This window comes from Enterobacter sp. BNK-14 (assembly GCF_047456095.1).
Taxonomy (GTDB): Bacteria; Pseudomonadota; Gammaproteobacteria; order Enterobacterales; family Enterobacteriaceae; genus Enterobacter; species Enterobacter kobei.
Map to the genome: position 1 here is coordinate 4,363,809 of NZ_CP179897.1, position 11,627 is coordinate 4,375,435.

At 57.1% G+C, this 11,627-nt stretch carries 7 protein-coding genes; 4 read left to right on the forward strand and 3 right to left on the reverse strand.

Features of this window, described 5'->3' with window-relative positions; all coding sequences use genetic code 11:
• Positions 1–11: 11 nt before the first annotated feature.
• From cydC to trxB, 3 genes are all read right to left on the reverse strand, one after another.
• Positions 12–1,733 carry a heme ABC transporter ATP-binding protein/permease CydC gene (gene cydC / locus ACMGGM_RS20690; RefSeq protein WP_047343453.1) on the reverse strand — a complete coding sequence of 574 codons (1,722 nt, stop codon included), beginning with the start codon at positions 1,731–1,733 and terminating at the stop codon, positions 12–14.
• Entirely contained in the window at positions 1,733–3,499 is a 1,767-nt protein-coding gene (gene cydD / locus ACMGGM_RS20695) for a heme ABC transporter permease/ATP-binding protein CydD (protein ID WP_248235124.1), read from the reverse strand. The genes cydC and cydD overlap by 1 nt, the downstream gene beginning before the upstream one ends.
• A 114-nt stretch (positions 3,500–3,613) precedes the next feature.
• Positions 3,614–4,582: a thioredoxin-disulfide reductase gene (gene trxB, locus ACMGGM_RS20700; protein ID WP_023332535.1), complete on the reverse strand. Its 969-nt coding sequence runs from the start codon at positions 4,580–4,582 to the stop codon at positions 3,614–3,616.
• Between the two features lie 544 nt (positions 4,583–5,126).
• Here trxB and lrp point away from each other — a divergent pair.
• From lrp to rarA, 4 genes are all read left to right on the forward strand, one after another.
• The gene (gene lrp / locus ACMGGM_RS20705; protein ID WP_000228469.1) at positions 5,127–5,621 is read left to right on the forward strand and encodes a leucine-responsive transcriptional regulator Lrp; all 495 of its coding nucleotides are present in this window, start codon (positions 5,127–5,129) and stop codon (positions 5,619–5,621) included.
• A 135-nt stretch (positions 5,622–5,756) separates the two neighbouring features.
• The gene (locus ACMGGM_RS20710) at positions 5,757–9,452 is read left to right on the forward strand and encodes a DNA translocase FtsK 4TM domain-containing protein (protein WP_045281066.1); all 3,696 of its coding nucleotides are present in this window, start codon (positions 5,757–5,759) and stop codon (positions 9,450–9,452) included.
• 128 nt (positions 9,453–9,580) lie between these two features.
• On the forward strand, positions 9,581–10,195 hold the full coding sequence (gene lolA, locus ACMGGM_RS20715; RefSeq protein WP_014883204.1) for an outer membrane lipoprotein chaperone LolA: 615 nt from the start codon (positions 9,581–9,583) through the stop codon (positions 10,193–10,195).
• A 9-nt stretch (positions 10,196–10,204) separates the two neighbouring features.
• On the forward strand, positions 10,205–11,548 hold the full coding sequence (gene rarA, locus ACMGGM_RS20720) for a replication-associated recombination protein RarA (RefSeq protein ID WP_014883205.1): 1,344 nt from the start codon (positions 10,205–10,207) through the stop codon (positions 11,546–11,548).
• Positions 11,549–11,627: the final 79 nt, after the last annotated feature.

Genomic DNA, 11,627 nt, shown 5'->3' on the forward strand with positions numbered 1-11,627 from the left:
ACAAATATAGTCTACAGACGCTGTTTAAACTGGTAGTAGCGACCCTGTTTCGTCAACAGCTCTGCGTGACTACCTTGCTCAATAATGTGTCCGTTGTCCATCACAATTATCCGATCAAAACTTGCCAGTCCACGCAGGCGGTGTGTGACCATCAGCACGGTTTTCCCTGCCATCACATTCGCCAGTAAATCAAGGATTTGACTCTCAGTCATCGCATCCAGTCCTTCGGTCGGTTCGTCGAGCAGCATCAGCGGTGCATCATGCAGCAGCGCACGCGCAATCGCCAGACGGCGCAGTTCTCCACCGGAGAGCTGACGACCACCTTCACCGAGCCAGCTGTTCAGCCCGTCGTCCTCAAGCAGTTTTTGCAGCCCGACCTGTTCCAGCGTGGCTCGAAGCGCGTCGTCCGAAGCCTCCGGCGCGGCCAGTAACAGGTTATCGCGCAGGGTGGCGCTAAACAGATGCACACGCTGTGGAACGACGCTGACGGTCTTACGTAGCGCCTGCTCGCTGAAATCTGTCAGCAACGTATTATTGAAGCGAATCTGGCCGCGCTGCGGATCCCAGGCGCGGGTCAACAACTGTAGCAGCGTCGATTTACCGCAGCCGGTGCGGCCGAGGATCGCAATTCGCTGCCCCGCATCAACTGACAGAGTGATACCTTCCAGCGCATTCTGCGCCTGTTTGTCATAGGCGAAGGTCACGTCATCAAGCGTCAGCGTCACCTGCTCAGGCACCGCGGTCTGCGCTGCGCTGAACGTTACCTCAGGCTCCTGCTCGGCAATCTGGGTGATGCGCAGGGCAGAGGCGATCACCTGACCAAGATGCTGGAAAGCGCCCGTTACCGGTGCCAGCGCTTCAAAAGCGGCCAGTGCGCAGAAAACGAAGAGGGCAATAAGCGGACCTGGCTGAGGATTACCGCCAACTCCGCCGGAAGCCAGCCACAGCATGGCGATCACCGCCACGCCGCCGATCAACATCATCAGCGCCTGAGAGAAGGCCGTCAGTTCCGACTGACGGCGCTGGGCTTCGTGCCAGTTCAGCTCCGTACTTTCCATCCGGGCGCGATAGCGCTTGCTGGCGCCAAAAATGGTCAGCTCTGCCTGCCCCTGAAGCCAGGAGGTCAGCTGCTGGCGGTAATCGCCGCGCAGACGCGTCAGGTTTTCCCCCGTGGATTTTCCGGCGCGGTAAAACAGCGGCGGCAGAATAATGAGCGTTAACAGCATGATCCCGCCGAGCGTTAGCGCAACGGGAACATCCAGAACAGCCAGCCCCAGCGTGACCACCACAATCACCACAAACGCGCCCACGATCGGGGAGAGCACGCGCAGGTAAAGGTGATCCAGCGTATCGACATCCGCAACGACACGGTTCAGTAACTCACCCTGACGAAAACGCGCCAGCCCGGCAGGGGAGAGGGGCAGCAGTTTGCTGAAGGTGTAGATACGCAGATGCTGCAGGACGCGGAACGTGGCGTCGTGGCTGACTAACCGCTCGAAATAGCGTCCGGCCGTGCGGGTAATGGCTGTACCGCGAACACCTGCCGCCGGAAGCATATAGTTGAAGCTGTATAATCCGGCGAACCCCGCCACGGCCGAGGCCGACAGAAACCAGCCGGAAAGCGTGAGCAGGCCGATACTGGCGAGCAGCGTCACAATGGCCAGCACAATCCCCAGCGTCAGCATCCATTTATGGCGTTTATAGAGTGCAAGATAAGGCAGCAGAGCACGCATCAGATGTCCTCCTGACGGTTTGCCAGCAGGGCGGCAAACGGCCCCTGCGCGGCAACGAGTGAGGCGTAATCGCCTTGTTCAACAATACGTCCGTTTTCCATCACCCAGATCTCGTCCCAGTCAGCAATCCCTTCCAGCTGATGGGTAACCATCAGCGTGGTTTGTTGCAAGGAGGCGGCGTTCAGCGCCGCCATGACGCGCAGCTCACTGTGTGCGTCCAGACTGGCTGAGGGTTCATCCAGCAGCATCAGCTGGCACGGGTTAAGCAGAGCGCGGGCAACGGCCACGCGCTGCGCCTGTCCAACCGACAGCCCGGCAGACTGGTCGCCGACCACGGTATCTATACCTTGCGGGAGCATCGGCAGAAACTCGCTGACCCAGGCGCGGTCGAGAACCGATTGCAGTTCATCTTCACGCGCATCCGGGCGCGCCAGCAGAACGTTTTCACGCAGCGTAGAGGCAGGCAGTTGCGGGTTTTGCCCCACCCAACTGAGCTGTTGACGCCAGGCGTCAGGATCGAGATGACGCAGTTCGGTTTTGTTGATCCGCAGTGAACCGGTGTAGGCCATAAAACCGGATAACGCATTCAGCAGAGAACTTTTCCCGGAACCGCTGGTGCCAACCAGCACCACGCGCTTTCCGGCCGGCAGGGTGAAGTTCAGCGGGCCTGCCAGCACTTTCCCTTCCGGCGAGAGGATGCAGAAATCGCTCGCGTCGAGGGTTACCGGCTCTTTGCTGTTCAGCGTCACGTCACCCCGATCCGGATGCGCCAGCGGCGTCTCCAGGAATGTTTTCAGGCTGTCAGCTGCGCCAACTGCCTGCGCTTTGGCGTGATAGAACGTCCCCAGGTCGCGAAGCGGCTGGAAAAATTCCGGGGCCAGGATCAGCGCCAGGAAACCGGCGGAAAGGGTCACTGCCGTGCCGTAATGACCGAAATCCAGCGCGCCCAGATAGGAGAAGCCAAAGTAGACCGCCACGAGGGCAATAGACAGCGAGGTAAAGAACTCCAGTACGCCGGACGACAGGAATGCCAGGCGTAACACCTCCATGGTGCGCTGACGGAAGTCCTGCGATGCCCGACGAATGTTTTCGGTTTCCGCTTCACCACGACCAAAAATGCGCAATGTTTCCATGCCGCGAAGACGGTCCAGGAAATGGCCGCTTAAGCGCCCCAGTGCCAGGAAGTTACGGCGGTTGGCATCCGCAGCACCCATTCCGACCAGCGCCATAAAGAGGGGAATCAGCGGCGCGGTGCCCATCAGGATCAGCGCAGCCATCCAGTTCACCGGGAAGATGGCGATCACAATCAGCAGCGGAACGAAGACGGCAAGCGCCATCTGTGGCAGATAGCGTGCGTAGTAGTCGTGCATATCGTCAATCTGTTCAAGGATCAACGTCGCCCAGCTTCCGGCCGGTTTACCCTGGATCCACGCGGGCCCGGCTTCCTGCAGACGATCGAGCACCTGACGGCGGATCTCGTAGCGGATATGCTGTCCGGCATGGAAACCGACGCGCTCGCGCAGCCACACCACCCATGCGCGCAGGATAAAAATCAGGACCAGGACGATAAAAGGCATCAGGAGCGCTTCGCGCGGAATGTTCTCCATGATCATGTGGTTAAGAATGCGGGCCAGCAGCCATGCCTGGGCAACAATCAACAGACCACTGACAAACCCCAGAACACGGGAGATCGTAAGCCAGCGGCGGGAAATAACGCTTTGCTGTTTCAGCCAGCGTGTTAACTCTTGTTGACGGGTTTTTTCCATTGCGTATTTTGCAGGTGACGTTATAAGAAATTAGACATCTGCATGTTACACGCGAGCAAAAATAAAGGCGACCTGTGGCCGCCTTTATTTACGTTTGTTACTGACTTGTAAAGATTATTTACCTTGTTCAGCCAGTCCATCAAGATAGCGTTCTGCGTCCAGCGCGGCCATACAGCCGGTGCCCGCAGAGGTGATCGCCTGACGGTAAATATGGTCCATCACGTCACCAGCAGCGAACACGCCAGGGACGCTGGTTTGAGTTGCATTACCGTGAATACCAGACTGCACCTTGATGTAGCCGTTTTCCAGTTCCAGCTGACCTTCGAAGATAGCGGTATTCGGGCTGTGACCGATTGCCACAAACAGGCCAGCCACGTCCAGCGTTTCGACGTTATCGGTGTTCTGGGTGTCACGAATGCGCAGTCCGGCAACGCCCATCTGATCGCCCGTTACTTCTTCCAGGGTGCGATTGGTGTGCAGCACGATGTTGCCGCTCGCCACTTTATCCATCAGACGTTTGATCAGGATCTTCTCGGCGCGGAAAGTGTCACGACGGTGGATCAGGTGCACTTCAGAGGCGATGTTTGCCAGGTAGAGCGCTTCTTCCACGGCGGTGTTGCCGCCGCCGATAACCGCGACTTTCTGATTGCGATAGAAGAAACCGTCGCAGGTTGCGCAGGCAGAGACGCCGCGGCCTTTAAACGCTTCTTCAGACGGCAGGCCGAGGTAGCGGGCAGAGGCGCCGGTGGCAATAATCAGCGCGTCACAGGTGTACTCGCCGCTGTCACCCGTCAGGCGGAACGGACGGTTCTGAAGATCGACCTTGTTGATATGGTCGAACAGGATTTCAGTTTCGAATTTCGCGGCATGCTCGTGCATGCGCTCCATCAGCAGCGGCCCGGTCAGGTCGTTCGGGTCGCCTGGCCAGTTTTCCACTTCTGTGGTGGTGGTCAGCTGACCGCCTTTTTCCATACCGGTGATCAGTACCGGTTGCAGGTTAGCGCGTGCAGCATAGACCGCCGCGGTATATCCCGCAGGTCCGGAACCAAGGATTAGCAACTTACTGTGTTTGGTCGTGCCCATGAGATCCCCATTGTTGTTGGCAGGCAATGGGCTGGATTGTAGGGAATTTGTTGCCGTAAAAAAAGAGCACTGGAGTTTTGCTTTCGATATATGCAATAGCCACGCCCGATGGATCTGGCGCAGTGTTATCACGTCTGCTGCTGAAAATCGCGCGTTTATAAGTCAGTAAAATGAGGATTAATACCCCTCCGTAATGAATATCCGGCATCTTGTACTAAAAATCGATGTTTTGCTTTGACAATCCCCTGCGCTTTTGCGAAAACATTCAAGGAAGAAAAAAAACCGCGTTAACCGTATGCCGCATAGGCATGCACGTAAATGCCATTTTTACCGTGTCAGTGAAATCTACGCATGGCGTGGACAGACGCCATACGTGATGTCGGTGACGGCCTTCGGGCAACGGTCTTCTTACCAATAGAACCCGAATCCGCATCGCGTCAAATACATAACCAGGCGATGTGATGACTAACGGGTACAGGCTCTGAACAGTGATGTGCACAGGGTCCAGGCAGGAGTAGGGAAGGAATACAGAGAGACAATAATAATGGTAGATAGCAAGAAGCGCCCTGGCAAAGATCTCGACCGTATCGATCGTAACATTCTTAATGAATTGCAAAAGGATGGGCGTATTTCCAACGTCGAGCTTTCAAAACGTGTGGGTCTTTCCCCGACGCCGTGCCTTGAGCGTGTGCGCCGACTGGAAAGACAGGGTTTTATTCAGGGCTATACGGCTCTGCTGAACCCGCATTATCTGGATGCCTCACTTCTGGTATTTGTTGAGATTACTCTGAATCGTGGTGCACCGGATGTGTTTGAGCAATTTAACGCCGCTGTACAAAAACTTGAAGAAATTCAAGAGTGTCACCTGGTGTCCGGTGATTTCGACTACCTGTTGAAAACCCGTGTGCCTGATATGTCCGCCTACCGTAAGCTGCTGGGGGAAACCCTGCTGCGTCTGCCAGGCGTGAACGACACCCGTACTTATGTGGTGATGGAAGAGGTCAAACAGAGCAATCGTCTGGTTATTAAGACGCGCTAACACGGAACAGGTGCAAAATCAGCGTAGTTTGATTACACTCCTGTTAATCCATACAGCAACAGTGCCGGGGAGTCCCGGCGCTGTTGTCCGTTTTAGCAAACAGGCAGGATATGCCTGATACCTGGAGAGCCTTTCTTGAGCCAGGAATACACTGAAGACAAAGAAGTCACACTATCGAAGCTAAGCAGCGGACGTCGTCTCCTCGAGGCTTTGCTGATTGTTATTGCCCTTTTTGCCGTCTGGCTGATGGCAGCCTTACTCAGTTTCAACCCTTCCGATCCCAGCTGGTCACAAACCGCATGGCATGAACCTATCCATAATTTAGGTGGTGTACCCGGTGCCTGGCTTGCGGACACGCTCTTTTTCATATTCGGTGTGATGGCCTACACCATTCCCGTCATTATCATCGGCGGATGCTGGTTTGCATGGCGTCATCGTCAGAACGATGATTACATCGACTATTTTGCGGTTTCCCTGCGCCTGATTGGCGCGCTGGCACTGATCCTCACCTCCTGCGGGCTGGCGGCGATTAACGCCGATGACATCTGGTACTTCGCCTCCGGCGGGGTCATTGGTAGCCTGCTCAGTTCTGCGTTACAGCCCATGCTGCACAGCAGCGGTGGCACGCTGGCGCTGCTGTGCATCTGGGCGGCAGGATTGACGCTGTTTACCGGCTGGTCATGGGTGAGCATTGCCGAAAAAATCGGCAGCTTTATTCTCACGATCCTGACGTTCGCCAGCAACCGGACCCGCCGCGACGATACGTGGGTCGATGATGACGACTATGAAGAAGAGTACGAAGAGGAAGACGAGGCCCCGGTACCGCGTCGTGAATCTCGTCGTGCCCGTATTCTGCGCGGTGCCCTGGCGCGTCGCCAGCGCGTCGCGGAAAAATTTGCCAACCCGCTTGGACGCAAAACGGATGCCGCGCTCTTCTCCGGTAAACGTATGGATGAAGACGAGCAGGTTGAGTACCGTGCCGCGGGTGCCGCTGTCGATCCTGATGATGTGCTGTTCTCCGGCAGCCGTGCTACCCCGGGTGAATTTGACGAATACGATCCGCTGCTGAACGGCCATTCGGTCAGCGCACCGGTTGCGGCAGCCGCAGCCGCCACGACGGCCGCGCAGGCGTATGCCGCGCCTGTCGAAGCCGTGATGCCATCCGCGCCGGTTCCACCACCAGAATCCGTTATTCAGCAGCCAAACGTTGTGTGGCAGACCGCGCCCGGTGTTCATACGCCGGAGCCCGTCATCGCGCCTGAACCTGAAAGCTATATTCCTGTGCAGCAGGAACCGTGGCAGCAGCCTTACCAGCCGCCGCAACCTGAGTATGAACCGCAGCACTATGAGCAGCCTGTGGCCCAGCCGTATCAGGAGTATGTGCCTGAACCGGTTGAACCTGCGCAGCCATATGCAGAGCCTCAGCCTGAACCTGAGGTGATGGAAGAGGTGAAACCGTCTCGTCCGCCAATGTACTATTTTGAAGAAGTTGAAGAACGCCGCGCCCGTGAACGCGAGCAGCTGGCGGCCTGGTATCAGCCTGTGCCTGAACCCGCGCAGGAGCCCGTTACGAAGGCACCTTCAGTTTCGGTTCCGCCGGTCGACGCGACGCCTGCGGTTGCACCTGTCGCCGAAAGCGTGAAGCAGGCCACCGTGGCCGCTGCTGCTGCCGCACCTGTCTTCAGCCTGGCTACGGGTGGCGCACCGCGTCCTCAGGTGAAAGAGGGGATTGGTCCACAGTTGCCACGCCCTAACCGCGTTCGCGTTCCTACCCGTCGTGAACTTGCCTCTTACGGCATCAAACTGCCATCCCAGCGTATGGCCGAAGAAAAAGCACGTGAGTCGGACTACGAAGATGACGCAGATGACATGCAGCAGGACGAACTGGCTCGCCAGTTCGCGGCACAGCAGAATCAACGCTACGGTGAAGAATACCAGCACGATGAGCCCGCTCTGGACGATGAAGATGAAGATGAAGCTGCAGAGGCAGAGTTAGCGCGTCAGTTCGCGGCAACGCAACAGCAGCGCTACTCCGGGGAACAGCCAACGGGTGCCAACCCGTTCTCATTGTCTGATTTCGAGTTCTCACCAATGAAAGACCTGGTGGATGATGGTCCGAGTGAGCCTTTATTTACCCCGAGCGTGATGCCTGAAGCTGAACCTGTGCGTCAGCAGCCTGCCCCGCAGGCCTACGCGCAGCCGCAACAACCGGTTCAGCAGCCGTATGCTCAACCGCAGCAGCCACAACACCAGCCGCCGCAGTTCCAGCAGCCAGCGCCACAGCCGCAGGAGAGCCTGATTCACCCGCTGCTGATGCGTAACGGTGACAGCCGTCCGCTGCAGCGTCCAAGCACGCCGCTGCCGTCACTGGATCTGCTGACGCCACCTCCTGCTGAAGTCGAGCCGGTTGATACTTTTGCTCTGGAGCAGATGGCCCGTCTGGTGGAAGCCCGTCTGGCTGACTTCCGCATTAAGGCGGATGTGGTGAACTACTCCCCGGGTCCGGTCATCACCCGTTTCGAACTGAACCTGGCGCCGGGCGTAAAAGCCGCGCGTATTTCTAACCTGTCTCGTGACCTGGCGCGTTCTCTGTCGACCGTGGCGGTGCGTGTGGTGGAAGTGATTCCGGGTAAACCGTACGTGGGTCTTGAACTGCCGAACAAAAAACGTCAGACCGTCTACCTGCGTGAAGTGCTGGACAACACCAAGTTCCGTGATAACCCATCCCCACTGACCGTCGTGCTGGGTAAAGATATCGCCGGCGATCCGGTGGTGGCAGATCTTGCGAAAATGCCTCACCTGCTGGTGGCCGGTACGACCGGTTCCGGTAAGTCCGTCGGGGTGAACGCCATGATCCTCAGCATGCTCTACAAAGCGCAGCCGGAAGATGTGCGTTTCATCATGATCGACCCGAAAATGCTCGAACTGTCCGTCTACGAAGGTATCCCGCATCTGCTGACGGAAGTGGTCACCGACATGAAAGACGCTGCCAACGCCCTGCGCTGGAGCGTCAACGAGATGGAACGCCGCTACAAGTTGATGTCTGCATTGGGCGTGCGTAACTTGGCCGGTTATAACGAGAAAATCGCCCAGGCGATGCGCATGGGACGTCCGATTCCGGATCCTTACTGGAAGCCGGGCGATAGCATGGATGCCCAGCATCCGGTGCTGGAAAAACTGCCTTACATCGTCGTGCTGGTGGATGAGTTTGCTGACCTGATGATGACCGTCGGTAAGAAGGTGGAAGAGTTGATTGCTCGTCTGGCGCAGAAAGCGCGTGCGGCCGGTATACACCTTGTGCTGGCCACCCAGCGTCCTTCGGTGGACGTTATTACGGGTCTTATCAAAGCGAACATTCCGACGCGTATCGCCTTTACCGTATCAAGTAAAATTGACTCCCGTACCATTCTTGACCAGGGCGGCGCAGAGTCGCTGCTGGGTATGGGTGACATGCTCTATTCCGGCCCGAACTCCACCTCTCCGGTGCGTGTCCACGGTGCGTTCGTCCGCGATGAAGAAGTTCACGCCGTCGTGCAGGACTGGAAAGCACGCGGTCGCCCACAATATGTGGACGGTATTACCAGCGATACGGAAAGCGAAGGCGGCGGCGGTGGCTTTGACGGCGGCGAAGAGCTGGATCCGTTATTCGATCAGGCGGTTAATTTCGTCACCGAAAAACGTAAAGCCTCGATCTCTGGCGTCCAGCGTCAGTTCCGCATTGGCTATAACCGCGCGGCGCGTATCATCGAACAGATGGAAGCCCAGGGCATCGTGAGCGAGCAGGGGCATAACGGTAACCGCGAGGTGCTGGCGCCGCCGCCGTTTGATTAACCTTCAGCGATTGCAAAGAAGGGTAAATCAGCCAAAATTAAGCATTTTCTTCTGTCGCCTGCCTTCGGGCAGGTCCAGAATAGATGACGGAAACCCCATTTCGGGAAGACGTATTTTAAGGAATAACAATGAAAAAAATCGCCATCGCCTGTGCATTACTCACCAGTTTTGTTGCCAGCAGCGTCTGGGCTGATGCGGCCAGCGACCTTAAAAGCCGACTGGATAAAGTGAGCAGCTTCCACGCCAGCTTCACGCAGAAAGTGACTGACGGCAGCGGCAACGCGGTGCAGGAAGGTCAGGGAGATTTGTGGGTAAAACGCCCGAATCTGTTTAACTGGCACATGACTCAGCCGGATGAGAGCATCCTGGTCTCTGACGGTAAAACACTGTGGTTCTTCAACCCGTTCGTTGAGCAGGCCACGGCAACCTGGTTGAAAGATGCCACCAGCAATACGCCCTTTATGCTGATTGCCCGCAACCAGGCCAGCGACTGGCAGCAGTACAATATTAAGCAGAACGGTGATGAGTTTGTCCTGACGCCGAAAGGCAGCAACGGCAACCTGAAGCAGTTCACCATCAACGTCAGCACCAACGGGACCATCAATCAGTTCGGCGCGGTTGAGCAGGACGATCAGCGCAGCAGCTACCAGCTCAAGTCTCAGCAGAACGGCGCCGTGGATGCATCGAAATTCACCTTCACCCCGCCGCAGGGCGTAACGGTGGACGACCAACGCAATAAGTAAGAGGCATGAGTGAGCAATCTGTCGCTCGATTTTTCAGATAATGCGTTTCAACCTCTGGCCGCTCGTATGCGGCCAGAAAATTTAGCGCAGTACATCGGCCAGCAGCACCTGCTGGCTGCGGGGAAACCTTTGCCGCGGGCCATTGAGGCCGGGCATTTGCACTCCATGATCCTCTGGGGACCACCCGGGACCGGCAAAACGACCCTCGCTGAAGTGATTGCCCGCTATGCCAACGCTGACGTCGAACGTATCTCGGCGGTCACGTCCGGCGTAAAGGAGATCCGCGAGGCAATCGAGCGCGCGCGCCAGAACCGTAATGCCGGGCGCCGCACCATCCTCTTTGTCGACGAAGTTCACCGCTTCAACAAGAGCCAGCAGGATGCTTTTCTGCCGCATATTGAAGACGGCACAATTTTCTTCATCGGCGCGACCACCGAAAACCCCTCGTTTGAACTGAATTCGGCGCTGCTCTCTCGCGCCCGCGTTTACCTGCTCAAATCCCTGACCGCCGAGGATATCGAAAAGGTTCTGACCCAGGCGATGGACGATAAAGCACGCGGCTACGGCGGGCAGGATATCGTTCTGCCTGACGAAACGCGCAGGGCGATTGCGGAGCTGGTTAATGGCGATGCGCGCCGCGCGCTGAACACCCTGGAAATGATGGCCGATATGGCCGAAGTGGATGATGCCGGAAAGCGGGTGCTGAAGCCGGAACTCCTGACCGAAATTGCCGGTGAGCGCAGCGCGCGTTTTGATAATAAAGGCGATCGTTTCTACGACCTGATCTCGGCATTGCATAAGTCCGTCCGCGGCAGCGCCCCGGATGCGGCGCTTTACTGGTACGCGCGCATAATCACCGCGGGTGGCGATCCGCTGTACGTGGCGCGCCGCTGTCTGGCGATTGCCTCAGAAGATGTCGGCAATGCTGACCCGCGCGCCATGCAGGTTGCCCTTTCTGCCTGGGACTGCTTTACCCGCGTGGGCCCGGCAGAAGGCGAGCGTGCGATTGCGCAGGCGATTGTCTATCTGGCCTGCGCGCCGAAAAGCAATGCTGTCTATACCGCCTTTAAGGCCGCGATGTCGGACGCACGTGAACGCCCGGATTACGATGTGCCGGTTCATCTGCGCAACGCGCCAACCAAACTGATGAAGGAGATGGGCTACGGGCAGGAGTATCGCTATGCGCATGACGAGCCCAACGCCTATGCCGCCGGGGAGGAGTATTTCCCGCAGGAAATGGCACAAACCCGCTATTATCACCCTACAAACAGAGGTCTTGAGGGCAAGATTGGTGAAAAGCTCACCTGGCTCGCCGGACAGGATCAAAATAGCCCTATAAAACGCTACCGTTAGTTCGATCGTTGCGGTAATGTTGGCATAGTATCCTTGTGACCGCAGGCTGTGGTCACATTTTCCTATTTTAATTCGATAA